The following is a 22,066-nucleotide window of genomic DNA, read 5'->3' as shown; positions in this document are numbered from 1 at the left end:
GCCACCGTGGGGAAGCTGAAGGGTCCGCCGTGGGTGGGGCCGGACGACCTCGGGGCGCGGATCGAGCCGCTGCTGCCGGTGAGGGTGGGGTTGGAGGTGCCACCGGTGGGGAACACGGCGGAGCCGACGACTGCTGCCGGTGAGGGTGGGGTTGGAGGTGCCACCGGTGGGGAACACGGCGGAGCCGACGACTCAGACGCCCGGGTGGTCGTGGGACTGACCGGACGGGTCGACCACGGAGTCCGCCGCGGCGGTCCCCATCCGCATGGTGCCCATCAGGTGGCCGGAGCCTTTGTACGTCCCGGCCGGGGCGGCGGTGGCGATCTCCGTGGCGCCGACGGTGCCTTCGAGGTACTGCCAGATCCGGTGGGCGACGCTGTGGCCGTAGGTGAGCGCGGCCTTGGAGTAGGCGTCGACCCGGTAGGCGATCTTCGGGCGGGGCAGGCCGAGGACGTCGAGCTTGTCGGAGAGCGTGACGCGGTTGTCCGGGTTGGGCAGCTGCTCCGGGGAGTAGCTGAACCGCAGCATCCGGGTGACCCGGTGGTTGACGGCTTCCTGGAGCTTCGCGCCGGTCAGCAGGATCTTCCGGGCGGCCTTGTCCCACGCGAGGGCGTCTAGTGCGGCCGGAGGTGCCGGGGGGATCCGGTGTCCGGTCCGGGTGGGGGAACAGCCCGGTGTACCAGACCGTGATCACGGCGCGCGCGGTGAGCGCGAGCGTGGCGTCGGCGTCCAGGGCGTCCTGGAGGGCGTTGCCCGGGTCCGGCGCGCCCGTCGCGGTGGTTCAGGCGTTGAGCAGGCGGGGGAGATCGGCGGGGTACGCGGCGAGGACGCGTTGCTGGAAGGCGTCGGAGAGCCGGGCGTCGAGCGGGGCCGTACCGGTGAGGTGCTCGGAGAGGCCGCGGAAGTCGGCAGTGGGTGGCATGGTAGGCGTCCTCCCGTTCACTTCTCGAGGAAGACGATGTCCTCGATGGCGGGGCGCAGCTTGACGGTGTTGCCGATGACGTCGACGACGTGCTGCAGGCCCCCGGTCGTGAACCTCGGGTCGGAGAAGAAGTACTCGTCGTCCTTGCCGGCCAGGAAGGCGGGGAAGGCGTCGAGGGAGGGGCCGAAGAGCCGCAGGTAGTCGGCCAGGCTGCGGAACAGCTTCGGCAGGATGACCAGTTGGTCGGTGAGGCTGCCCAGGTCCTCGATCACGGCGCCGGTGTGGGTGACGTCGTTGGCCCAGACGCTGTCGGGCGCCTTCGCGGCCCGTGCCTGTCGGGCGGTGGCGGCCATGTCGAGGCGCAGTTCCTCCGGCAGGTTCGAGAAGAACGTCGGGTAGACCAGGCCACGGGACAGCAGTTCGTGGTTGGCGGTCTGGTGCAGCATCGGGACGGTGACCATGACCGACGTTCCGCTCGCGGTGTCCGGGTTCGGCGTGCCCCTGCCGACGAACGCGACGCAGCGGCCGAATTTGTCGGCGCCGCTGGCGAGGATGTACCCGGAGACGGTCTCCGGGGTGGCGGAGGTGACCTTCTCGTCCCCTCCCCGCTGGACGTCGGTGAAGCCCAGCCAGGCTAGCAGGACATCCCGGGCGGCGTGGGCGCCCAGGTCGAGCGGCTGGTGGGCGAACTCGGGGCCGACGCCCTGGTAGTGCGTCTCCAGGGCGTCGATCCCGTCCAGCCGCAAGCTGGCGCCACCGTCCTTCACCTTGACCCCGCCGGGGACCTTGGACCAGAGGGTGGGGTCGTCGGGGAGGAAGCGGATGGTGTCGCCGTCCGGTTCGAAGCCCTTGATCAGGTAGCTGCCCTTGATGAGGATCATCGGCATGTTGTCGCCTCTCGTAGTCGAGTCGTGACCCATTGTGAGGCGATTCGTCGGCAAACCATGGAAGTGTCCCGTCGGCGAGTTGGCAGGCGGCCGGCGCGCCCGAATCGCGCGCAGCAGGCGTCGGCCGGGTTCGCGGTGCAGCGCTCCACCGTCTTCGAGGTCCTGCGAACCGGCGGTCGGCCGCTCGACGGTGCGACCCGCACCGAGATGGAGAACCGTTTCGGCGCCGACTTCTCCGACGTCCGGGGTGTTTGACCCCTCCGACCCCCGCTGGGCCATTGGACAGGGCGCCGACGAACTGATCGCCCAGCTTCGGATGCTGACAGCGGACCGAGAGCCCGACGTTCGCAGTGAGGCCCTGCTGCGACTCACGCGCCTGCAGCGATCGGGAACCGCGCGGTCGGACGGTACACCGCCGGGCCCGCTCGTACGGGCCACAGCCGCCAGGCCCCGCACAGGGGCCGCGCGCAGTCGGCGAGGGCATGCCCGGATCGGCCGGCCGGGCCGCGCCGGCCTCACGGCCGCTGGGGCGCGCGGGCGGCCCACAAAGGCCGCCGGGCCGCCTCCACACCACCTGCCCGTTGAAGCGGGCACGGCTGGTCCTGGCAGTCCCCGGTCCGCAGAGCGCTGGAGCGGGACGAGCGCGCGGTGGAACTGTGGAAGCAGGTGGGGGTACCCCCGCTCGCGGGGGAGTGTTGCCCCGGGCAGAAGCACCGCGGCAGCGCTCGGGGCCTGGATCGTCCTCGTCCTCGTCTTCGAGGACGAGGCCGGGTTCGCGATGGCGCCGCCGCGCGGCCGAACCTGGGGCCCGCGCGGACACACGCCCGTCGTCCGCGTCCGGGGGCGCTGCCGCCGCCGGATCTCGGTGGCCGCCCTGCTGCTACAAGCCCGGCGAGAGGAGCCGGATGATCTACCGGCCCCGCTTCCACCACCCGCCAAGGGGGCCCGCAAGCGCTTCGCCCGGACTGACTACCGCGACCTCGCCGTTCGCGCGTACATCCAACTCGGCGGCCCGGTCGTCCTGGTTTGGGACAACCGGAACACGCACCCGGCCGCCGGCATGAAGCAGTACGCGGCCAAGCACGACTGGCTGACGGTCTTCCAGCTGCCCTCGTACGCACCCGACCTCAACCCCGTCGAAGGCCTCTGGTCGCTCCTGCGACGCGGCCCGATGGCGAACACCGCCTTCACCGAGGCCGACCACCTCACCCGCACCCTCCGCCGGGGCCTGCGACACATCCAGCTCCAGTCACCCCTCCTCGAGGGATGTCTGGCCGGCACCGGCCTGTCACTCGCTCCACCGACTCCGCCCTGAGAGCCTCAGTAACTGAACGGCGTTGGGACTAGACCGCGGGGACCATCCCGAGCAGCTCGCTCAGGCGGCGGACCGTGGCGGGCGACTCGCGGTGCAGGCCGGCGACGTCGAGGCCCTCGTCTCCCAGGATCATCAGCAGCGCCTGCTCCCCGATCGCCAGTACCACGACGTAGCCGCTGTTGCAGCGGGTGACCACGTCGCGCAGGCCGCCCACGCCGACCTCGGCCGCGGTGCGCCGGCCGAGGCCGAGCATGGCGGCCGACAGGGCGGCGGCCGACTCCGGGTGGACGGCGGCCGTGTCGGCGGCCACCAACAGGCCGTCGGTGGTGGAGATGACACTCTCCGAGATGCCCATGACCCGGTCGCGGAGGGACTTCAACTCGTCGACCAGTACGGCGGTCGGTGTCTGGCTGCTCATGGTGCGCTCTTCTCGCTCTGCTCGGTCGTCTCGGTACGCGCGGTGTGCTCGGCGCGGTGTGCGTTCGGTGGACCGTCGGAAGCGGCCGCCGCTCCCTCGGATCGGGCGGGCAGGCCGCCGGGGCCGCCCGGGCCACCCGCGCCGTGTCCGCTGCGGACGCGGCGCGGCAGCGGCCCGGTATCGGCCGGCGGCGGTTCGCTCGTCGGCATGCGCGGGGCCACGCTCGGGGCCAGGGGGGCCGGGTGCGCCGGTTCCCGGTGGAGCAGGTGCCGGGCGTCCATCCGTACGACGTCGAGGAGCACCGCGAACACACCGCGTCCCAGGGCGAAGCCGAGGTCGCGCGCGGTGCGGCGGCCGGTGGCGGCGGCCAGGATCTCCCGCTGGCGGACCGGGATCCGCAGCGCGCCGGATTCGGCCCGGGCGGCAGGACGGATCCGGATGCGGGCCAGTTCGCCGGGCGGTCCCCAGAGGCGGGTCAGCAGGGCCGTCCGCCGGGCGGTCTCCTCGAAGAGCCGTTCCGGCTCGATGCCCGGGCGCAGCGCGATCCTGGCAGGCGGCGCAGCCTCGGCCGTCTCCCAACTGCCGGGCGGGCTCAGCGCCAGGGCGAAGGCCCCGTCGAAGGCGGCGGCGGCGCAGACGGCTTCGAGTTCGGCGGCGCCGATCGACCCCTGAGCCACCAGGGCCGCGCCGAGGTCGCCGCCCCAGGTCGGGGGAGCGTCGGCCGGCCGGCCGGCGGACGCGGCCGTCTCGGCGGACGCCCATTCCTCCTCGCCGACGCGCCGGGACTTCAGCAGCAGGGTCTCGGCGGTCGGGGCCCCGGGGGTCTCGATCGCGGCGACCAGACCCTGCTCCAGGTGGATCGTGCCGCCCGGTGCGCTGGAGACGGTGACCGAGCCGGTGAACTCCGTCCGGCGCAGCGCGAGCAGCAGCGCGGGCACGTTGCGCGCGGTGGGCGGAGCCGGCGTCGTGGGAGCTGCGGGCATGGCGGGCGGCGCCGTGTCGTGGGACGGGTCGGTCATGCCAGCAAGTCCTGTGCGCGGGCGGCGGTCTGGCGGACGGCCAGCGCCAGGTTGGTCCGTTCCCGGTCCAGCACGGTGGCCAGCAGCAGGGGGTCGCCCTTCCGGGGCACCACCTGGACGACCTGGTGATGGCGGGTGCTGGTGACCACCAGGCTCTCCAACTCGCTCTCCGCCCCTGCCTCGTACAGCTGCTCGCCGATCAGGCTGGTCAGCTCGGCGAGTTCGGCCCCGGTCCCGAGCAGCCGGTGGTCCCCGGCGGACTGGTAGCTGAGACCTGTGACGGCGTCGACGAGCGCGGCACCGACCACTCCGGGGGAGCCGAGCACATCGGCGAGGGAAGCTTCGAGTGCGCGCACCAGTACCCCTTCACGTTCTGAACCCCGGCAGCGTACTTTAGTCCATCATTTTCACGAGGCGACCACAACCGGTGGCTTCTTGCTACTTTGTTCCCGCACACGGGAGTTCTGCCCGGAAGTCACGCAAAGGACGAACAGCGCATGAACATTGACGACGCACTCAAGGACGCGATGGCCATCGAGGGGGCCATCGGAGTGGCCGTGGCCGACTACGAGAGCGGTATGTCACTCGGGTTCCTCGGCGGGGGGCAGCAGCTCGACCTGGAAATTGCGGCCGCCGCCAACACCGAGGTCGTTCGTGCGAAGATACGCGCCCTGGCCGCGCTGTCGATCGACGATGTCATCGAGGACATCCTGATCACCCTCGGCACCCAGTACCACCTGATCCGCCCGCTGACCCGCAGTCGCGGCTCGCTCTTCCTCTACCTGGCACTGGACCGCTCGCGCGCCAACCTTGCGCTCGCCCGGCACGGTCTCAAGCGCATCGAGGCCGCTCTCGACCTCTAGTCGAGGCCGGGCCGGCGACCCAGGTTTCCGTACCCCGTCCGGAAGTCCCGCGTGGACCGTGTGTCGGGCGTGGAATTCCGGGCGGAGTGAATGCGGGGCGTGATGAATCGACTACGGAGATCCGTCCGTGGGAGTCGGGCCGCCCCGGATATCGCGGGGGTACGCCGGCCACGGAAATGCGTGACTTTCCGATGACTGGGCGTCATATTCGCCCCGGCTGTTCCGGCCGGGGGCGGAGCGCCGGAATACCGTGGTCGAGCCGCCGGGGCGCCGGTGTTTGGGCGCCCTGCTACCGGAGTCCGACCTCGAGGGCGTCAAACCATCGACCGAGTTCGAGACTCTTCGGCCGGCTGTCCTCGCGGTGACCCCGCCCGCTTTGGCCTGGACGGCCGAATCTGTGGGTCTGACAGGGGGCGTACAGGTCCAGACGGTGGGCGCGGGGGTGCTGATCTCGGCAGTCGTGCTGTTCGGCCGACGGGCCGCGGACAAGGTGCAGCAGATCCGCTCGTTGAACAAGGACGGTCCGTAGACGTGTTCGTCAGCGGGCGGGGGGAGGACGACGGGGCGCCATTGCGGCGCACGGTGACCTGCGGCTGACCCCCGCACTCGCAGGGCCGACCGCCGCAGCGGCTGACCTGGCGAAGGCACGGGCCCTGCCGGTCCTGGTGGTTCTGCGGGGAGGTTGCCGGACTGCGGGCTGCTGCACCGCCGCGCGCGGGGCCTGACTCTGGCGCGGCTCGACGGGTTCGGCCCTTCGCCTCGGCCTGGACCGGGCTGCGCGGATGGGCTGTCCGTCGCGCTGCTGGTGGACGGACCGTCCTTCGAAGTGCGGCGCTGCTTTGGGGCCTGGGAGTGGCGGTGATCGTGATCGGCGGTGTTGACCGCTGGGTCGGTGTCGGCCGTACGTCGCGTGCGGGCTGTCCCCTGTGCTGCTCCCCACGCGACCCGAAGTCGCCCTCCCGAGCAGCCTGACGACCGGCCAAGAAGGCACCAGGTGCACCAACCCCACCAGGGACACTGACACCTCAGAGCTCGTCCTCGTCCCCCTGGTCGATGTCGTTCAGCGTCTCGCCGAACCGCTCCAGCGCCTCCTGTGGCCCGCAGCCGAAGGCGCGGCCGTTGTACTCCCAGGTCATCAGGTTGCTGCGGGCCTTGCGGCCGGCCAGCAGCGCGGTCGAACCGGCGGCGCGCTCGAACCGGGCGGCCGCACGGGCGGCGGCGTACGGTCGGCTCTCCGTCAGGTCGCAGATCCGGTCCACCAGCGCGGCGACCAGCTCCTCGACCTCGCGCGGCACCAGCCCCTCGACCAGGTCGACGTGCCACTCCCAGTCCGCGAACGGCCCGGTGGCCTCGCCCACCGCTTCGGTTGCCGCGTCGTCACCGAAGTCCAGCAGGTGCACGCGCTCACCCCGCCAGCCACAGCCGCAACCACTGCGCACCGCAACGGCCCGAGGACCGTCCGCACCGTTGTAGGGCCACCAGATGGTGCGCCCGTCCGGCAACGGCGCCGGCTCGCTGCCGTCCGCCGACACCGCCACCGGGAAACCCTGGTGGCGCCCGCTCTCGTCAAACCATGGCATGCCGTGTCCCTAGCGTCCCTGGAGTACAGCACCAGGGTTCTCAGCCTGTGACGCAGTGTCAAGGCTTCGCGACAACCGGTGCGACCCGCAGCTCAAGGGGACGCGCGCCAGCCGCCGCACGCCGGGCCGGGGTGCTCGGACAGTTCGGTGAACCGCTCGATCCGGGTGCCCGTCCCATCGGCGACGACCCGCGATGAGGACGCCACGGTGCCTCCGAACCGCACGCCAACGGAGTTCGGCACATCGGCGTGGCGAAGCGCTGATCGCAGCGGGTGCCCTGTCGTCGTGTCGGGCCCGGAGGTGGTCCGCGGCCGGTCGTTCGCCCGGACGAAGTGTGCCTTTGAGCCGGCGGGTGGGATGTCCAACCTCCTCGCGATTCGCCGTACCAGCAGACGACATGACCGGCTCATTTCGCGGCGCAGTCCGGGCTGTCGCCGGCGAGGATTTTCAATGCCGCATGTCCATGACCGTGTGCGCCTCAAGCAGTACGAGAATGTGCTGATCGGGCTGGGCGTCCAGGCCCGTTCGGTGGTGCGCTCGCGTCAGCCCAGCGGGGGGTGGATCAGCCGTCCGTGGTGGATCAGGGACACGGACTGCTTGAGGCGGCGAACGCGAATGCTGATCTCGTAGCCCCTGATGCCCTCGATGCGGGCCAGGCGGCTGCTGAGGTAGCGGTAGAAGTCGGGGGTGTCCCGGCAGATGACGACGGCCATGAGGTTGTGCCGGCCGCTGGTCGCCGCGACGAAGGCGCATTCGTCGTGCCGGCCGAGCTCCTCACCGATCCGGTCGAGTCCGGGCAGGTCGACCTGGAGCCAAAGGACGGCGTTGAGCTCGTAGCCGAGGCGTTCGGGCAGGATGTCGATGCCGTAGGCGAGGGAGCCGGAGGCCTCCAGGGTCTCCAGGCGGCGGGCGACGCGGGGTGTGGACCAGCCGGTGACCTCCGCCAGGCGGGTGTGGGAGACGCGGCCGTCCTCCGCCAGGGCTTCGAAGAGCGGGAGGTCCTCGTCGGCCGGGGCGAGCGGCGGCCCGGCGGCCGCAGGGCGCTCCGCCGTCAGCTGTCGCACCTGTTCGTCGGTCAGGAAGCGTTCCCCGCCGGCCCAGCCGACCGCGTCCGGGGCGCCGAACGTGTGGAGGAGGAGGTCGACGCTCATGTCGAGGACCGAGGCGGCGCGCGGGAGCTGCCGCAGCAGGACGTCGTCGCGCCCGGTGCCGGCGGCCGAGCGGATGGTGCAGATGATCTCCGACCCACCGGAGGCGATGCTGGCGTAGCCGACCTCGGGCCTGCGGGCGAGGGAGTCGGCGACGGGCCCCACGGCTTCCGGGCGGCAGCGCAGCCGCGCGATCCACTCCGCATGCCCGTGGGCGGACGGGCTCCTCAGCCCGACGACGCGCAGGATCCCGCCGCGCCGCAGCGCGTTGTAGCGGCGGGCCACGGTCTGTTCGGACACCCCCACGACCTCGCCGAGGCGGCGGAACGAGGCCCGGGGGGCGCAGTAGAGCCCGTGGATGATTTTGCGGTCCAGGTCGTCAGGCACAGAGGAATCGTGACATACGGGCGGACCAGAGTGAAGGTTCTGGTACGTCCGCCGGGATCGCTTGGGGATTCCTCGCCCGTGGGGCCGAAGCTTTCCTGTGCCCCAGCAACCGGTGCCCGCGCGGCATCCCGCAGTCGAAGGAACCACCCCGTGAACTCCGCAACGGTGCAGCGCCCCGTGGCCGGACGAGGCGTCACGCTCGTCATGGCCTGTCTGGGCGTCTTCGTCGCCTACCTTCCCGTGACCACCGTGTCGGTGAGCCTGCCGGCGCTCCAGCGGGCGTTGGGCGCCTCGACCTCCCAACTGTCCTGGGTCTCGGATGCGTTCGTGCTGCCGATGGCCGCGCTGATCCTGACCACCGGGGTGTGGGGCGACGTCCACGGCCGCAAGCGGGTGTTCCAGGCGGGCATGTTGTTCTGCGCACTGGGCGCGGCCGTCTCGCTGACCGCGGACTCGGTGCAGTGGCTGTGGGTCGGGCAGGCGGCCTCCGGGCTGGGTGCGGCGGCCCTGCTGCCCACCACGCTGGCCCTGATCAGCCACGCCGTCCCCGACCACCGGGAGCGCGGGAGGTTCATCGGCCTGTGGGCGATGTCCATGCTGGCCTCGCTGGCCCTGGGACCGCTGATCGCCGGGCTGCTGCAGCAGCACGTCGAGGTACGTTGGATCTTCCTCCTGCCCATCCCGGTGTCGCTGGTCGTGCTGGTCGTCGCGGCCTTCCTGCTGCCGGACTCCCGGGCGCCGCACGGCCGGCGGCTCGACTGGCCCGGGCAGATCAGCGCGGCCGTCACGGTCACCGCCGTCGTCTACGGCGTGATCGAGGGCGGCGCCGACGGCTTCGGTACGCCCTCCGTGGTGGCGGCCCTGGTGATCGGCGCCGTGAGCGCGGTCGCGTTCGTCGTCGTGGAGCGTCGCAGCAGCAGCCCGATGCTCGACCTGGCCCTGTTCCGCAGTCCCGCCTTCGCCGCCACGTCGCTGGTCGCCATGATCAGCTTCCTGGGGCTGATCGGCTTCTTCTTCGTCCTGAGCCTGTACTTCGGTCTGGTGCAGCATCTGAGCACGTGGGAGGCCGGGCTGCGGATGGTTCTGGTGTCCGGGACGTCCCTGGTCGTGGGCGTCCCCGTCGGACGGCTGATGCACCGGGTGTCCGCTCGGGTCATGATCACCACCGGCCTGGTGCTGATGGCGGGCGCGCTGCTGTCGCTGATCGGCGTCGACGCGGGCACCTCGTACGGATCGCTCGCCTGGCGCCTGGTCCTGCTCGGCCTCGGCATCGGCGCCGTCCTCACCCCGATGACGGCCTCCGCGGTCTCCTCCGTACCGCACCACCTGGCCGGCATGGCCGCCGCCGGGAACAACGCCTTCCGCCAGCTCGGCGGCGCCCTCGGCCCCGCCGTGCTCGGCGCCCTGCTGACCACCCGCGCCCTCGACGCCCTGCCCGGCCGGCTCGCCGACGCCGGCCTGCCGGCGGAGACCGGCGGCCACGTCCTCGCCGTCGCCCGGGAGCAGGGCCTCGGCGCCGTGGCCGGGCTCGACCTGGGCCCTGCCACCAAGCCGGCCCTGAACGCACTCAGCGGCTCCTTCCTCGACGGCCTCCAGCTCTGCCTGGTCGTGTCGGCCTCGCTCGCCCTGCTGGCGGCCGTCGCCTGCGCCGTCCTCCTGCGGCCGGCCGTGCCCACCGGCCGTCCTGGCGCCGGGGCCCCGGCTCCGCAGACCGCCGCCGTTCCCGTCCCTGTGGGCAGCGCGTCCGCCTAGTACCAACGCCGTTCAACTGAACGGCGTTGGTACCAGCGGCTCCTCCGGCGCCCGTCGTGTCCCGAACTTGGGCCGGCGGGTCGCCGACGTGCCCGCCCGCCGGCGGACGAGGGCTGTGCCCGGCTCAGTGCGACCAGTAGGTGTCCTCGATGTCCGGTCGCAGGGGCGACAGCGGGCGGGCCCGGTCCGGGGCGTACGCGACGTCGCCGCCGCTGACGGACATGGTGAGGGTGACCGTCCGGTCCGGTTCCGGCGAGAGCGCGACCCAGACGGCGATTCCCTCCGAGGTTTCGGCGCTGAGGTAGTCCGGGCCCCGTCCGGGGCGCTCGGGGTCCAGGCCGACGGTTTCTGCCGGAGGCCGCGCAGCCGCCACTCGGCCTCGATGCCGTCCCGCAGCTCCTGCCGATGGGACGCGCTGATCCTGGTACGGGCGGTGAACCGACGGTCGACGGTGGACAGCTTGCTCGGTGTGCCGTCCGGACGCGGCTCGTACCGGCTGACGGTACAGCCCCTGTCGCTCAGCACGAGGTCAGGGCTCAGGCCCCCCAACGTGTCACGGACGGTTCGCTCGCTGAGCGCGTGGAACTGCTCCGGGGTGTGGCGGACGATCTCGGGTCCGGGCTTGGACGCGTAGTCGTCGGCGCCGATGAACCACCATGCGGCGATCTGGAACGCGAACGTCACCCCGATCAGGGCGACAATGATCGCCGCCACCACCAGAGCCGCCTTCACCAACGACTTGCCGAACAACCCCAACCCCCTGCCGTGCGTCGTACCGCCACCGTATGCGCGCGACCCGGCGCGACTCCTGAGCATCCGTACTCAGAAAGGCCACCCGGTCTGAGAGGGCCCCGGGCGGGAGGCGCTGGCCGGGCCACCCGATCGCCGCCCGGCCGCGGCGGAAGCGCAGTACGTCAAGGTGCGGTAGTCGTCACGGACGGCACACTGCACCGGGTGTCGGCCGCCGTACGCGTTCCCCGCGTACGGCGGCCGACGGCGTTCCGGAGCGGTCGCGGGTGGCTGGACCTCGGGCGGGGGTGTCGGGCGGGGCCGTCAGGGCGCCGGGCTCTCCGTGCCCTCGACGTCGGCGAGAAGTTTGCGCAGGAGCCCGTCCAGGGTGGCCCGTTCCTCGCCCGAGAGGGCGGAGAGCAGCGCGGTCTCGTTGGCCGCGTGGTCGGTGAAGGCGGCGTCCACGAGGGTGCGTCCGGCCGTGGTGAGGGTGATGCGGACGCTGCGCCGGTCCGCCGGGTCGGTGCTGCGTTCCACCAGGCCCGCCGATTCCAGCCGGTCGATCCGGCTGGTCATGCCGGCCCGTGACATCAGCAGCAGCGCGGCGAGTTCGGAGGGCATCAGTTCGTACGGCGCGCCGGAGCGGCGCAGGGTGGCGAGGACGTCGAACTCGCCGCGCTGGAGGCCGTGTTGCTTGAACACCTCTTCGACGACCCGGCCCGCGAGCAGCGCGAGGCGGCCGAGGCGGCCGACGGTGCCGACCGCCGCCAGGTCGAGGTCGGGGCGCTCCCGGCTCCACTGGTCGAGCATGACGTCCACGTGATCCATGGGGGCATATTATTCGATGGGAGATAGTTAGACGTAGTACTATCAGCCATGGAACTATCGGAGCGCTCGCTGTGGGGAGAGGCCAATGACGTTGATCGGACCGGAAGCCGTGGTGGTGCGGGGCGACGAAGCCGAGACCGTCGGAATGCTCGGCGGCAAGGGGCGGCTGCTGGCGGACTCCAGCGCCACCGGCGGCGCCCTGAGCACCCTGCGCGTCACGCTGGGGCGCGGCAAGGACGGCGCCACTCCGCACTACCACGGGGGCTCCTCGGAGCTGTTCTTCGTCGTCGACGGCTCCGCCCAGGTGCTGGTCGGGAACGAGGTGGTCACCGCCCGCAGCGGCGACCTCGTGGTGGTGCCGCCCCATCTGCCGCACGCCTTCGCGGCGGCGCCGGACTCCGGGGCCGACCTGCTGATCGTGATAACCCCCGGGGTGGAGCGCTTCGACTACTTCCGCCTGCTGGAGCGCATCCGTGCGGGCGAGGCGACGGTCGAGGAACTGCTCGCCAAGCAGGACCTCTTCGACAACCACTTCCTGGAGTCGCCGAGTTGGCGCGACGCCCGGGAGGAAGCCGCCCGGTCCGAGCCGTAGACCGTCCGGCACCGAGCCCGGCCCGACAACAGGGGAGGAACCCCGTGACCGACACCCGCACCATCACCAACCCGCCCGGCCTGCACGACCCGACGCCGTTCGGCTACAGCCACGCCGCCTCCGCGCCCGGCGAACCGGTGTTCATCGGCGGCCAGTACGCCTCCGACGCCACCGGCCAGGTCGTGCCCGGCGACTTCGCCGCGCAGGTGGAGCTCGCCCTCGCCAACCTGCGCACCGCGCTCGCCGGGGTCGGTCTCGGCTTCGAGCACGTCGTCCGGCTCGGCTCGTACATCGTCGACCACGACCCGGAGAAGCTGGCCGTCCTCGGCAAGGCCCTGGCCGGGGCCTGGGGCGACCGGCTGCCCGCGCAGACGCTCAGCGGGGTCGCCTCGCTCGCCCTGCCGGGGATGCTCTTCGAGATCGACGCGGTCGCCGTCCGGCCGACGGCGGGGGCAGCGGGCTGACCCACCCGCGCGCAGGGGTCCCGCCGGTCGGTGGGACCCCTCGCCGTAGCGCCGCCGTTCGAGCCGGCGCGGACCGCTCGCACGGCCCGGGTCGCCGCGCACGGCCGTCGTTCCACGGTGTCGGGGCCGTCGCCGAGGAACGGCACCCGCAGGACCGGGCCCTCGTCGGTGGCGGCCGTGTCGAGGATCTGGAGCAGGGTCGTCGGCTCGCGGACCGGCTCGTCGACGAGGACGGCCTCGGTCCCGCCCGCCAGGATCGGCAGCCCGGCCCGGCCCGGCCGCCGGGGCGGGTGGCGGGCGTCGGTGAGGCATCCCTCGAAGGCGTCCCGGTTGTGCCCGCCCACCTAGCGCAGGGCGCGCTCCGCTTCCGCCGCCACCGCCGCGGCGACAGCTGCCAGTGCGGGCGAGTCGAGGCGCCACTGCTGCCAGTAGAGCGGAAGCTCGACGGTGCGGCCCGGAAGGAACTGGACCAGCGCGCCTCCGCGCAGCCGGGGCTCGGCCTGACCGTGCGGGACCAGGCCCCAGCCGAGGCCGGCGGTCACGGCATCGGCGAAGCCCTCACTGGACGGGACGTAGTGCCGCCGGCGGCTCGCTCCCCGACCACCCGTCAGTTCGCGGGCGAAAATGTCCTGCAGCTCGTCACGGCGGTCAAAGCAGACCACTGGGGCGTCCGGAAGCAGCAGGGCCGCGTCGCCGTCGAGCCAGCGGGCGGCGAACTGTGGCGTGGCCACCGGGAGGTAGACCATCGCCCCGAGCCGCCGCACCGAGCAGCCGGCCACCGGCTGCGGTGAGGAGGTGACCGCCGCCATCACCTCGCCCGCGCGCAGCAGGGTGGTCGTGTGCGCCTCGTCCTCGCGGCGCAGGTCGACGTGGATCCGAGCGTCCTGCGCGAGGGAGGCCAGTGCGGGCACGAACCAGCTCGCCAGCGAGTCCGCGTTGACCGCGATCGGAAGCCAGGAGGGGCCCGACGGCCCGGCACCCTCTTCGCCCCCGGGCATCCCGAGCGCCTCGCGCGCGTCCCCTTCCAGGCGGGCGAGCTGACGGGCGTAGCGCACCACGACCTGCCCGGAATCGGTCGGCCTCACCGGCCGGGAACGGGTCAGCAGTACCCGCCCGGTGTGCTGCTCCAGCGCCTTGATCCGCTGGCTCACCGCCGAAGGCGTCACGTGCAGGGCCGCCGCGGCGGCGTCGAAGGTGCCCTCGTCGACCACCGCGAGCAGGGTCCGGACCAGGTCGTGGGGCAGCTCAGCCTTCATGGTTGCTAAGGATACGTAAAAATCTTTAGCTGGCCTTGTGTCGCGCCGCCTGCCTACCGTTGCGGCCATGGGAAGCACGCTCACCGCCACCGCCGCCGGCTTCGGGGCCGGCCTGTCACTCATCGTCGCCATCGGGGCGCAGAACGCCTTCGTCCTACGCCAGGGCGTCCGCCGAGAAGCCGTCGTGCCGGTGGTCGCGATCTGCGCGGCCTCCGACGCGGCACTCATCGCCTGCGGCGTGGGCGGGCTCGGTGCACTGATCACGGCATGGCCGACGGCACTGACGGCGGTGCGCGCGATCGGCGCGGCCTTCCTCCTCTGCTACGCCGTGATCGCCGCGCGCCGCGTCTTCCGAGCCTCCAGCCTGGAAGGCGGCGGACCAACGGTCCACTCCGGCCGCCGTGCGGTACTCAGCTGCCTCGCGATGACCTGGCTCAACCCCCACGTCTACCTCGACACGGTGCTCCTGCTCGGCGCCATCGCGGCCACCCACGGCACGCTGCGCTGGCAGTTCGCGCTCGGCGCCGCGCTGGCCAGCCTGTGCTGGTTCGCCGCGCTGGGGTTCGGCGCCCGCCTGCTCACCGGATTCTTCCGCCGCCCCTCGTCCTGGCGCGTCCTGGACGCCCTGGTCGCAACGACGATGCTGTTCACCGGCCTGTCCCTGGCCGCGGGCGCCTGACCGGTTCGAATCCGGAGCCCTGCGCGTGCGGGGCGATGTACCCGGCCCTGACCAGCAGCTCAACCCTGTCGAGTGCGGCCTGCGTGGAATCGATCAGCTCGCGGTCCCCCTTGGTGATCCGCAGCCGCATGGCTTCTTGCAGATGCGTCCGGGCATCCGCGAGGTCGCCGCGCTCCATCAGGTGCTTGCCGATGTGCTGGAGCGCGAAGTCCAGGAGTTCCGGGTGCCGGCTTCGTGTGCTGGTCAGCGCGCTGCGGTAGAGCGCGTCCGCGGTCTGCACGTCGCCGGCGTAGCGGTGCGCGTCGGCGAGGTTGAGTCCGGTGGCGACGACCGCCCGGGTGTTGCCCATCATTGCGGCAAGGTCGAGCGACTGCCGGAGGCTCGTCCGGGCTTCCTCGTGGTCGCCCAGGCACATCTGGCCGATGCCGATCCACCTGGTCAGGAGGCGGACACGAGCGGGGTCGGTCTCCTCGGGCAGGGCCCGCAGTTCCTCGTGGAGCCGGCCGACCGCGCTGGTCAGCTCGTCGCGGTCGGTGGGGACCATCCGCAGGTTGTCGTCGTGGGTGATGAGGTGATCCAGCATTGGCCCTCCGTCGTTCGGTTCTGCGCGTCCTGGCTACAGCTGGTCGGTCTGGTGGTGCAGGCCGGCCAGCTGCTCCACGCCGCGGGGGGAGAGAAGTGCTCACGCAGGAGTTCGCGTTCGCGCATGAGGTAGCGCACGGCGGGCAGGCCCTCGTCGTAGGCGCTCTGGAAGCTCGCGCGCACGTCGGGCGATCAGCGGTGCGACCGGGTGTGGCACCTCCCCGGCGAAGGGTCAGTGCCTGAGTGTCACCGAGGCCGAGAAGGCAGCGCTGAACGAGATGCTCGACACCTGGGCGTAGCCGTCGAGGGGGCCTGCCCGGAGCCGAGGGGCAGGCGGCAGGCCCGGTTGAGTTCCGGCGCCGTCAGGGGCGGGGCGCCTTCACGCCGTGGACGGCGGCGTACTCGGCGGCGAGCCAGGGGCCGAAGTCGTCGACGAGCACGGTGAGGGCGGCCCGGTCGGCGGTGGTGGCGGCGGTGCGGGCGACGGTGACGGCCAGGCGCGCCTGGGCGGCCCGCTCGGGGTAGTAGCCGGCGAAGACCTCGGCGGAGGCGGCGAGGTCGCTGGTCCAGCCGCCCCAGCGGGGCATGACCAGGGTGAGGCAGGTGCGGACGAGATGGCGGGAGACGGCGCGGGCGAGGCGGCGCAGTTCGGCCTCGGGGTCGGCGGCGGGGTCGGTGTCGGCGGCGGCCAGGCGTTCGCGCCAGCGCGGCAGGAACAGGGCGAGGTCGCCGTTGGTCTCCCGGGCGAGCAGCGGGGTGGGGCGGTAGCGGGGGAGCCGGGCGGCGAGGTCCTCGCCGAGCAGCGGGGTGCAGAGACAGGCGACGAACCAGCCGAGATCGTGGCGTTCGAGCTCGCTCAGCAGGGTGTCCGTGCCGGCGAGCACCACGCCGACCCCGTCCACCTGCGCGAACTCTCCGTCGAGCGCGGCTTCGAGGGCGTCCGCCCCGGCCCGGTCCGCGGCGGTGGGCTCGTGGTGCAGGGCGAGCAGCAGGTCGAGGTCGGAGACGCCGGGGGTCGCGGTGCCGCGCGGGACGCTGCCGTAGAGGTAGGCGCTGTGCAGCCGGTCGGGGCCGAAGGCCGCGGCGATCCGCTCGCGGGCGGCGGCGACCACCGGCGCGAACGCGGGCGGCACGCGGTCCAGCGAGCCCTCCCGTGCGATGCAGCCGTCCCGGTCCAGTCCCTGAGTGGTGGTCATGGGGGTACCATGCCCCGCCCCCACCCGTGGTGACCAGCGATTATCCGGCGGCCCGGCGGATTGTCAGTGGGGCGTGCAAGCATGCGACGCACACGAACACGAGAGGCGTGAGGGGATCGGCATGGGCACCTGGGACATCGGGCACTTCGACAACGACTCGGCGGCGGATTTCGGCGGCGGTCTGGACGACGCGGCGCCGGGCGAGCGCGAGGCGCTGCTCCGGTCCGCGCTGCTGTGCGCCGTCGGGGCGGAGGAGTTCCTGGATTCCGACGAGGCGGTGGAGGCGGTCGCCGCCGCCGCGCTGGTGGCGGCGCAGTGCCCGGGCGGGGCGGCGGTGACCACGGCCTACGGGCCGAAGGAGCCGATACCGCCGCTCGCCGCCGAGCTGCGCCCGCTCGCGGTGGCGGCGCTCGACCGGGTGCTGGCGGCAGAGTCGGAGCTCGCGGAACTGTGGGACGAGACGGAGAGCGGTCCGGCCTGGCGCGAGGGCATCAGGGAGCTGCGGGCGGTCCTGGCTGCGGCGTCGTCGGCCGCGCCGGTGGCCGGGAGCTGAGCGGGCCCGGGGCGATCGGCCGTCACGTGCGGGCCGCCGTCCACCAGTAGCCGAGCGCGGTGAGGCTGGTGGCGGCGCCGAGCAGGCAGACGGCCGTCCAGCCGCCGTGGTCGTAGACGACGGTGGACAGGATCGCGCCCGCGCCGCACCCGGCGGAGTAGAGCAGCATGTAGCCGGCGGTCAGGCGGCTCCACGCCTCGGGGCGGAGCTGGTAGAGCAGGTGCTGGTTGGCGACGTGGAGGGACTGCAGGCCGTAGTCGATCACCACCATGGCGAGCACCAGCCACCAGACCGAGTGCGGCAGCAGTGCGGCCGGGAGCCAGCCGACCAGCATGGCCACCAGGCCGATTCCGGCGGTGCGTTCGGCCCGGCCGCGGTCGGCCTGACGGCCGGCGTACCCGGCTCCGAGTGCTCCGGCGGCGCCGGCGAGGCCGAAGAGCCCGATCTGGGTGTGGCTGAGGTTGAACGGCGGTGCGGCGAGCGGGAGCACCATCGGGGTGAGCAGCACGGTGACGGAGGTGAAGCCGAGCAGGGCGAGGACGGCCCGGGTGCGGAGCACGCGCTCCTGGGCGAAGAGCGCGAACACCGAGCCGACCAGGCGCGGGTAGCCGATCCGCTCGGCCGTGCGGTGCCGTTCGGAGGGGACGGCGGCCGCGACGGCGAGGGCCATGGCGGCGGTCGCGACGGCGGAGACGAGGTAGACGGCCCGCCAGCCGGCCAGGTCGCCGATGGTTCCGGCGACGGTTCGGGCGAGCAGGATGCCGATCACGATGCCGCTGGTCACGGTGCCGACCACCCGGCCCTGGTCGGCCGGGGCGGCGAGTTGGGCGGAGTGGGCGACGACCACCTGGGCGACGACCGCGAGGACGCCGACGGCGGCCATCGCGGCGAGCAGCAGCGGAGCGGAGGGGGCGAGTGCGACGGCGACGAGGGCGAGGACGGACAGGCCGAGCTGGGAGGTGATCAGGGTGCGGCGGTTGACGAGGTCGCCGAGCGGCACGAGCAGCAGCAGGCCCAGGGCGTAGCCCGTCTGGGTGAGGGTGCCGACCAGGCCGATGGTCGCCGGGTCGATGCCGTAGTCCCGGGCGATCAGGTCGAGCAGTGGCTGCGAGTAGTAGACGTTGGCCACGGCGAGGCCGCAGGCGACGGAGAGCAGCCAGGCGACGGCCGGTGACAGGCCGCGCGACGGGGCTCCGCCGGGGATGCCTGGCGTGTCGGCCGTGACAGCCGTGTCGGCCGGGGCGGAGGCGGTTGTGCGGGCGGGAGAGGTCATGGGCGGGGCTCCCTCGAAGGGCACGGTGGTTTCAAAGTGCTACCGCGACACCATGGCATAGCCTGGTTTTAATAAGCAACCACGCCCTGGTCGGTAGGCTGGGCGCCGACCGGTGAGGGCTGAGGGCTGAGAGGTGGGAGAAGTGCCGAAACGCACCACGCACGAGGAATCGGCCTGCCCGGTCGCTCGTCCGCTCGACGTCGTCGGCGACGGCTGGACGCTGCTGATCGTCCGTGACGCCTTCGACGGGCTGAGCCGCTTCGGGCAGTTCCAGCGGAACCTCGGCCTGGCCAAGAACATCCTGTCGACCCGCCTGGCCAACCTGGTCGCCAACGGCGTGTTCGACCTCGCGCCGGCCGCCGACGGCAGCCCGTACCAGGAGTACGTGCTCACGGAAAAGGGTCGCGCGCTGTTCCCGGTGATCACGGCGCTGCGCCAGTGGGGTGACCAGTGGTTCTTCGAGCAGGGCGAGCCCCGGGCGCGACTGGTGGACCGTGATTCCGGCGCGCCCGTCGCGCCGGTCGAGGTGCACGCGGCGGACGGCCGGGTGCTGGGCCCCGAGGACACAAGGGTGCTGCTGCCCTGACGTGCGCCGCCGCCACCGGGCGGGCGGCAGCCGGAGGAGGGGAGCGGGCGGGCGCCGGGTCGGCCGCCGTTTCGCGGACGGCCGGGCCTGGCGCGTTCGGCTCGGCGAGCCCTGTCGTCGGCTTCCGGCCGCTCCCGCTGCCCCGTGCGCCACGCCCGCCGTCCCGTGCGCCACGCCCGCCGTCCCGTCCGTCGCGACAGCAGGTGTGCGGGTCGTCGCCGAGCGTGTCCGCCGGTCGTCGGTCACCCTGGAAACCTCACCGGGCGTCGGCCGGGCGCCGGCCGGGAGTTCGATCGGGCCGATCGAGCCCAGGCCGGCCCCGGGCCCCGGAGTGGCCCGCGAGCGACGAGGAGGCGGCATGCAGCAGCCCACCACCCGGGTCGCGGGCCCGCCCGGCGCCGTCCGCGGCTGGCTGGAGGCGCTCGCCGTCGTGCTGGCCGGACTCGTCGCGATGGCTGCGGTGGCCGCGCTCGGCCTCTGGCTGGCCGGCGCCGACGACCTCCCGGACGGCGGCTTCCCCGCCGTGCTGGCCGCGACGCTCGCGCTCGCGGTCGGGGGAACCGTCCGACTCGACGGCGGCGCGGGAGACTTCGCGGCCGTCGGGGCCGGGATCAGCGCGATGCCGCTGGGTGTCTCGGTGGCCGGAGCGGTCGCGATGGCCGAGGTGTTCCTGCGTGGGCTGCGCTTCCGTGCGGTCGCGAGCGGCGGTGAACTGCTCGGGCGGATCGGCCGGACGGTGCTGCTCTGGGCACTCGCCCTGGTGCTGCTGACCCTCGGCGCCCGGCACAGCTTCGTCGTCCCGCTCGGCGGTGACCTGGCGGAGTCGATCGGCGGAGCGCTCGGGCTGACCCCGGAGGTCGGCTTCCACGCGGACGGCCCGACCACCGTCGGCATCGGGCTGGCCTGGCTGCTGCTGGTGCTCGCGCTCACCTTCGCGGTGTCCCGGCGGGCCCCGCTGCCGCCCGCGCTGGTGCGCCACCAACTCGCCGTCCGCCCGGCCGCCTCGGCGCTCTGGATGGTCCTGCTGGCGTACCTGGCGATCGGTGCGGTGGCCGGGGTGCTGACCGCGATCGTGCACGGCGACGCCCGACAGACCCTGGCCGTGGTGCTGCTCGCGCTGCCGAACCTGGCCTGGCCGGCCTTCGGCCTGGGACTCGGGGCCGAGTGGCACGGCCGACTGGTCGGTACGCTCGGCCTGCCCGTCCCCAAGGCACTCAGTGCCGTGCTGCGCGCCCCCGAAGGCGGGCAGGCGACCGTCGACCTCGGCACCCTCGCCGAGCAGGGTGCCGCCAGCTGGTGGCTGCTGCCGCTGGCCGCCGTCCTGCTGCTCGCGGCCGCCTTCCTGGCGGCCCGCCGCGCGCCGCGCACCGTCCGGCTCCGACAGCACGCGGTCCGGTTCGCGCTCGCTACCGCCGTCACCATGCTGCTGGTGGGTCTGTGGAGCCGGGTGGACGCCGCCTACGGGCTCTCCGTGCTCGGCGTCGGCCTCGGCCAGGGCGGTCTGGGTGACCTGCTGGGCGCCGTGCTCGGCGCCGACAACCCGCTGGCCGCGCTGGGCGGCGGCAGCCTCACCCTGCGCCCGGTGCTGTGGACGGCGGTGCCGCTCGCGGCGGGCTGGGGTCTGCTGACCGGTGCGCTCGGCGCCCTGCTCGCCACCCGGGTGCGACACCGCGGCGAGCTGCCGGCGGATCCGCCGTGACGGGCGCCGGGCGAGGAGCGCGAAAGCGAGGGGCGGCTATCTCGGTGGCGAGGGGGCGCAGGGTGAGGTGAGGGGCGCAGAGTGAGGCGAGGGGGCGCGGGGTGAGGGGCCACGTGGACCGGCTCAGAACAGCCGGTGGCCCTGCACCCACATGGTCTTCCGCCCGTCGGTCCGGATCAGCCGCAGCTTCTTGATGCCGTCGTGCACGCTCGCGCTGAACAGCAGCGAGGGGCCGACGATCACGCCCGCGGCGGCCAGGGCGAAGAGCATGCCGATGTTGTCGACCGCCTGGTCGTCGCCCTCCTCGACGGTTTGGCCGCCCAGCTGGATCAGCAGGGGGACGGTGACCAGCAGCGAGAGCACCAGCAGCCAGCCCAGCGCCTGGTGGACCCGCCGCTTGACCCGCGCCCTGGTGGCGGTCTCCACCCGGACGGAGAAGGAGCGCCGGCAGCGCGGGCAGATGACGCCGATCTCCCGGCCGCCGCCGGTGGGCCGGGGCGAGCCGCCCTCCGGCAGGTGCGCGATGCTCCAGTTGACCTTCGTCACGGCGGACTGGTGCTCGACGCTCACCCGGCAGCCGAGGCTGACGACGTACCGGTCGCTGATCGGGATCCTGACCACTGCTGCCACCCCCCAGCCTCCGCGACCGTCGCGGGGTAGGCGGATCGTAGCCCGTCCGGAGGGCCTCGAAACTGCTGGCGAGGCGTCAGAAAGCATCGGCCAGAAGGATGATGGCCGCGGGGACGGCCTGACCGAGTGCGCCGCGCCACAGCTTTGGTTCCGAGGTGAACAGGGTGATCCCGCCCGCGACCATGAACGCGGCGACGTAGAGCACCACCGGTCGCCCGGCCCCCGGGTGCCCGGCGTGCAGCAGGACCAGTCCGGCGACCAGGCCGAGTGCCAGGAACAGGTTGTAGAAGCCCACGTTGACGCGCCAGAGCCGGACCTCCGGGGCGTCCGCCGTGCTGCCGGTCAGTACGCGGCGCACCCGTGGGTGTCCGTACAGGAAGCTCTCCAGCGGCCACACGATCAGGTGGATCGCCGCGGCGACCACGGCGAAGACCTGGCTCACGGCGTTCATGGCGGACGGCTCCCTCCTGGCGGAGCGGCGGAGGCGGGTGGGCGGTGACGGTGGCTGGACGGTGACGCCGGGCGGCCGGAGCGGCCGGATCGACCCGGACGGGCGGCCGCGGCACCGCGGGCGGGCCGTTGCCCGCGCAGCGTCGGCGGCGGGTCGTCGAGGTGGGCCCGGGCCGGTCCGATCGGGGGCGATCCGGTGCCGGTGACCCGTGCGAGGGGCGGCGCGGCGGGTGCGCCGGGGCGCTTTCCCATGGTGCG

General features: G+C 73.1%; 26 protein-coding genes and 1 pseudogene. 11 read left to right on the top strand and 16 right to left on the bottom strand.

Going from position 1 to position 22,066, the window contains the following annotated elements; all coding sequences use genetic code 11:
• Positions 1–192: 192 nt before the first annotated feature.
• From ACWGJO_RS17340 to ACWGJO_RS17330, 3 genes are all read right to left on the bottom strand, one after another.
• Positions 193–528, bottom strand: a complete 336-nt coding sequence (locus tag ACWGJO_RS17340; protein ID WP_452184641.1) for a GMC oxidoreductase — start codon at positions 526–528, stop codon at positions 193–195.
• A 253-nt stretch (positions 529–781) separates the two neighbouring features.
• Entirely contained in the window at positions 782–922 is a 141-nt protein-coding gene (locus ACWGJO_RS17335) for a hypothetical protein (protein WP_452184639.1), read from the bottom strand.
• Between the two features lie 17 nt (positions 923–939).
• Complete coding sequence (locus ACWGJO_RS17330; RefSeq protein ID WP_452184637.1) at positions 940–1,809, bottom strand: nuclease; 870 nt, start codon at positions 1,807–1,809, stop codon at positions 940–942.
• 135 nt (positions 1,810–1,944) lie between these two features.
• Between ACWGJO_RS17330 and ACWGJO_RS17325 the strand changes: the two genes are divergently transcribed.
• Entirely contained in the window at positions 1,945–2,064 is a 120-nt protein-coding gene (locus tag ACWGJO_RS17325) for an eCIS core domain-containing protein (protein WP_452184635.1), read from the top strand.
• 336 nt (positions 2,065–2,400) lie between these two features.
• Positions 2,401–3,124: pseudogene (locus tag ACWGJO_RS17320) on the top strand (transposase); the annotation flags it as partial.
• 28 nt (positions 3,125–3,152) lie between these two features.
• Here ACWGJO_RS17320 and ACWGJO_RS17315 read toward each other — a convergent pair.
• The 3 genes from ACWGJO_RS17315 to ACWGJO_RS17305 are packed head-to-tail and all read right to left on the bottom strand — an operon-like array spanning position 3,153 to position 4,917.
• On the bottom strand, positions 3,153–3,542 hold the full coding sequence (locus ACWGJO_RS17315; RefSeq protein WP_063350516.1) for a roadblock/LC7 domain-containing protein: 390 nt from the start codon (positions 3,540–3,542) through the stop codon (positions 3,153–3,155).
• A complete protein-coding gene (locus tag ACWGJO_RS17310; protein ID WP_452184633.1) occupies positions 3,539–4,561 on the bottom strand; it encodes a hypothetical protein in 1,023 nt (340 codons plus the stop codon). The genes ACWGJO_RS17315 and ACWGJO_RS17310 overlap by 4 nt, the downstream gene beginning before the upstream one ends.
• On the bottom strand, positions 4,558–4,917 hold the full coding sequence (locus ACWGJO_RS17305) for a hypothetical protein (protein ID WP_452184631.1): 360 nt from the start codon (positions 4,915–4,917) through the stop codon (positions 4,558–4,560). Before ACWGJO_RS17305 ends, ACWGJO_RS17310 begins: the two co-directional genes overlap by 4 nt.
• A gap of 141 nt (positions 4,918–5,058) precedes the next feature.
• On the opposite strand from ACWGJO_RS17305, the gene ACWGJO_RS17300 reads away from it, so the two are divergent.
• Positions 5,059–5,424, top strand: a complete 366-nt coding sequence (locus tag ACWGJO_RS17300) for a hypothetical protein (RefSeq protein ID WP_452184629.1) — start codon at positions 5,059–5,061, stop codon at positions 5,422–5,424.
• 397 nt (positions 5,425–5,821) lie between these two features.
• Positions 5,822–5,953 carry a hypothetical protein gene (locus ACWGJO_RS17295; protein WP_452184627.1) on the top strand — a complete coding sequence of 44 codons (132 nt, stop codon included), beginning with the start codon at positions 5,822–5,824 and terminating at the stop codon, positions 5,951–5,953.
• Between the two features lie 496 nt (positions 5,954–6,449).
• Here ACWGJO_RS17295 and ACWGJO_RS17290 read toward each other — a convergent pair whose 3' ends face one another.
• Both ACWGJO_RS17290 and ACWGJO_RS17285 read right to left on the bottom strand, forming a co-directional pair.
• Positions 6,450–7,004, bottom strand: a complete 555-nt coding sequence (locus ACWGJO_RS17290) for a hypothetical protein (RefSeq protein ID WP_452184626.1) — start codon at positions 7,002–7,004, stop codon at positions 6,450–6,452.
• Between the two features lie 542 nt (positions 7,005–7,546).
• Entirely contained in the window at positions 7,547–8,539 is a 993-nt protein-coding gene (locus ACWGJO_RS17285) for an Lrp/AsnC family transcriptional regulator (protein ID WP_452184624.1), read from the bottom strand.
• 204 nt (positions 8,540–8,743) lie between these two features.
• On the opposite strand from ACWGJO_RS17285, the gene ACWGJO_RS17280 reads away from it, so the two are divergent.
• Positions 8,744–10,291, top strand: coding sequence for an MFS transporter (locus ACWGJO_RS17280; RefSeq protein WP_452184684.1), 1,548 nt, complete (start codon positions 8,744–8,746; stop codon positions 10,289–10,291).
• A 124-nt stretch (positions 10,292–10,415) separates the two neighbouring features.
• Here the strand turns inward: ACWGJO_RS17280 and ACWGJO_RS17275 are convergent, their stop codons facing one another.
• Positions 10,416–10,664 (bottom strand): hypothetical protein, encoded by a 249-nt coding sequence (locus ACWGJO_RS17275; protein WP_452184622.1) that lies wholly within the window; start codon positions 10,662–10,664, stop codon positions 10,416–10,418.
• Between the two features lie 680 nt (positions 10,665–11,344).
• On the bottom strand, positions 11,345–11,848 hold the full coding sequence (locus ACWGJO_RS17270) for a MarR family winged helix-turn-helix transcriptional regulator (RefSeq protein ID WP_452184620.1): 504 nt from the start codon (positions 11,846–11,848) through the stop codon (positions 11,345–11,347).
• Between the two features lie 85 nt (positions 11,849–11,933).
• On the opposite strand from ACWGJO_RS17270, the gene ACWGJO_RS17265 reads away from it, so the two are divergent.
• A complete protein-coding gene (locus tag ACWGJO_RS17265) occupies positions 11,934–12,440 on the top strand; it encodes a cupin domain-containing protein (protein WP_063352400.1) in 507 nt (168 codons plus the stop codon).
• A gap of 44 nt (positions 12,441–12,484) precedes the next feature.
• Positions 12,485–12,904, top strand: a complete 420-nt coding sequence (locus ACWGJO_RS17260) for a RidA family protein (RefSeq protein WP_387687457.1) — start codon at positions 12,485–12,487, stop codon at positions 12,902–12,904.
• 344 nt (positions 12,905–13,248) lie between these two features.
• Here the strand turns inward: ACWGJO_RS17260 and ACWGJO_RS17255 are convergent, their stop codons facing one another.
• Entirely contained in the window at positions 13,249–14,160 is a 912-nt protein-coding gene (locus ACWGJO_RS17255) for a LysR family transcriptional regulator ArgP (protein ID WP_452184618.1), read from the bottom strand.
• 67 nt (positions 14,161–14,227) lie between these two features.
• Here ACWGJO_RS17255 and ACWGJO_RS17250 point away from each other — a divergent pair, with 67 nt between their 5' ends.
• Entirely contained in the window at positions 14,228–14,839 is a 612-nt protein-coding gene (locus ACWGJO_RS17250) for a LysE/ArgO family amino acid transporter (RefSeq protein ID WP_359907273.1), read from the top strand.
• Here the strand turns inward: ACWGJO_RS17250 and ACWGJO_RS17245 are convergent.
• On the bottom strand, positions 14,808–15,422 hold the full coding sequence (locus ACWGJO_RS17245) for a hypothetical protein (protein WP_452184616.1): 615 nt from the start codon (positions 15,420–15,422) through the stop codon (positions 14,808–14,810). The two genes, ACWGJO_RS17250 and ACWGJO_RS17245, sit on opposite strands and share 32 nt — an antisense overlap.
• Positions 15,423–15,783: 361 nt before the next feature.
• Positions 15,784–16,617: a nucleotidyltransferase domain-containing protein gene (locus ACWGJO_RS17240; protein WP_452184614.1), complete on the bottom strand. Its 834-nt coding sequence runs from the start codon at positions 16,615–16,617 to the stop codon at positions 15,784–15,786.
• Positions 16,618–16,738: 121 nt separating this feature from the next.
• Between ACWGJO_RS17240 and ACWGJO_RS17235 the strand changes: the two genes are divergently transcribed.
• Entirely contained in the window at positions 16,739–17,170 is a 432-nt protein-coding gene (locus ACWGJO_RS17235) for a DUF4259 domain-containing protein (RefSeq protein ID WP_452184612.1), read from the top strand.
• Positions 17,171–17,192: 22 nt separating this feature from the next.
• Here the strand turns inward: ACWGJO_RS17235 and ACWGJO_RS17230 are convergent, their stop codons facing one another.
• Positions 17,193–18,443, bottom strand: coding sequence for an MFS transporter (locus ACWGJO_RS17230; RefSeq protein ID WP_452184611.1), 1,251 nt, complete (start codon positions 18,441–18,443; stop codon positions 17,193–17,195).
• Between the two features lie 142 nt (positions 18,444–18,585).
• On the opposite strand from ACWGJO_RS17230, the gene ACWGJO_RS17225 reads away from it, so the two are divergent.
• Together ACWGJO_RS17225 and ACWGJO_RS17220 are read left to right on the top strand one after the other, a co-directional pair.
• Positions 18,586–19,029: a winged helix-turn-helix transcriptional regulator gene (locus tag ACWGJO_RS17225; protein ID WP_387687474.1), complete on the top strand. Its 444-nt coding sequence runs from the start codon at positions 18,586–18,588 to the stop codon at positions 19,027–19,029.
• Between the two features lie 358 nt (positions 19,030–19,387).
• Positions 19,388–20,728: a streptophobe family protein gene (locus tag ACWGJO_RS17220; protein ID WP_452184609.1), complete on the top strand. Its 1,341-nt coding sequence runs from the start codon at positions 19,388–19,390 to the stop codon at positions 20,726–20,728.
• 123 nt (positions 20,729–20,851) lie between these two features.
• Here the strand turns inward: ACWGJO_RS17220 and ACWGJO_RS17215 are convergent, their stop codons facing one another.
• Complete coding sequence (locus ACWGJO_RS17215) at positions 20,852–21,358, bottom strand: hypothetical protein (protein WP_452184607.1); 507 nt, start codon at positions 21,356–21,358, stop codon at positions 20,852–20,854.
• Between the two features lie 76 nt (positions 21,359–21,434).
• The gene (locus tag ACWGJO_RS17210) at positions 21,435–21,809 is read right to left on the bottom strand and encodes a DUF1304 domain-containing protein (protein WP_452184605.1); all 375 of its coding nucleotides are present in this window, start codon (positions 21,807–21,809) and stop codon (positions 21,435–21,437) included.
• Positions 21,810–22,066: the final 257 nt, after the last annotated feature.

Source organism: Kitasatospora sp. NPDC054795 (genome assembly GCF_053611565.1).
The sequence above is the reverse complement of the archived record's forward strand: the minus strand, read 5'-3'. Positions and strand labels throughout refer to the sequence as shown.

Coding starts and splice junctions, on each gene's coding strand:
- ACWGJO_RS17340 (WP_452184641.1), bottom strand. CDS start 528: ATGCTGCGGTTCAGCTACTCCCCGGAGCAGCTGCCCAACCCGGACAAC.
- ACWGJO_RS17335 (WP_452184639.1), bottom strand. CDS start 922: ATGCCACCCACTGCCGACTTCCGCGGCCTCTCCGAGCACCTCACCGGT.
- ACWGJO_RS17330 (WP_452184637.1), bottom strand. CDS start 1,809: ATGCCGATGATCCTCATCAAGGGCAGCTACCTGATCAAGGGCTTCGAA.
- ACWGJO_RS17315 (WP_063350516.1), bottom strand. CDS start 3,542: ATGAGCAGCCAGACACCGACCGCCGTACTGGTCGACGAGTTGAAGTCC.
- ACWGJO_RS17310 (WP_452184633.1), bottom strand. CDS start 4,561: ATGACCGACCCGTCCCACGACACGGCGCCGCCCGCCATGCCCGCAGCT.
- ACWGJO_RS17300 (WP_452184629.1), top strand. CDS start 5,059: ATGAACATTGACGACGCACTCAAGGACGCGATGGCCATCGAGGGGGCC.
- ACWGJO_RS17290 (WP_452184626.1), bottom strand. CDS start 7,004: ATGCCATGGTTTGACGAGAGCGGGCGCCACCAGGGTTTCCCGGTGGCG.
- ACWGJO_RS17280 (WP_452184684.1), top strand. CDS start 8,744: ATGGCCTGTCTGGGCGTCTTCGTCGCCTACCTTCCCGTGACCACCGTG.
- ACWGJO_RS17270 (WP_452184620.1), bottom strand. CDS start 11,848: ATGGATCACGTGGACGTCATGCTCGACCAGTGGAGCCGGGAGCGCCCC.
- ACWGJO_RS17265 (WP_063352400.1), top strand. CDS start 11,934: ATGACGTTGATCGGACCGGAAGCCGTGGTGGTGCGGGGCGACGAAGCC.
- ACWGJO_RS17255 (WP_452184618.1), bottom strand. CDS start 14,160: ATGAAGGCTGAGCTGCCCCACGACCTGGTCCGGACCCTGCTCGCGGTG.
- ACWGJO_RS17250 (WP_359907273.1), top strand. CDS start 14,228: ATGGGAAGCACGCTCACCGCCACCGCCGCCGGCTTCGGGGCCGGCCTG.
- ACWGJO_RS17245 (WP_452184616.1), bottom strand. CDS start 15,422: ATGCTGGATCACCTCATCACCCACGACGACAACCTGCGGATGGTCCCC.
- ACWGJO_RS17240 (WP_452184614.1), bottom strand. CDS start 16,617: ATGACCACCACTCAGGGACTGGACCGGGACGGCTGCATCGCACGGGAG.
- ACWGJO_RS17235 (WP_452184612.1), top strand. CDS start 16,739: ATGGGCACCTGGGACATCGGGCACTTCGACAACGACTCGGCGGCGGAT.
- ACWGJO_RS17230 (WP_452184611.1), bottom strand. CDS start 18,443: ATGACCTCTCCCGCCCGCACAACCGCCTCCGCCCCGGCCGACACGGCT.
- ACWGJO_RS17220 (WP_452184609.1), top strand. CDS start 19,388: ATGCAGCAGCCCACCACCCGGGTCGCGGGCCCGCCCGGCGCCGTCCGC.
- ACWGJO_RS17210 (WP_452184605.1), bottom strand. CDS start 21,809: ATGAACGCCGTGAGCCAGGTCTTCGCCGTGGTCGCCGCGGCGATCCAC.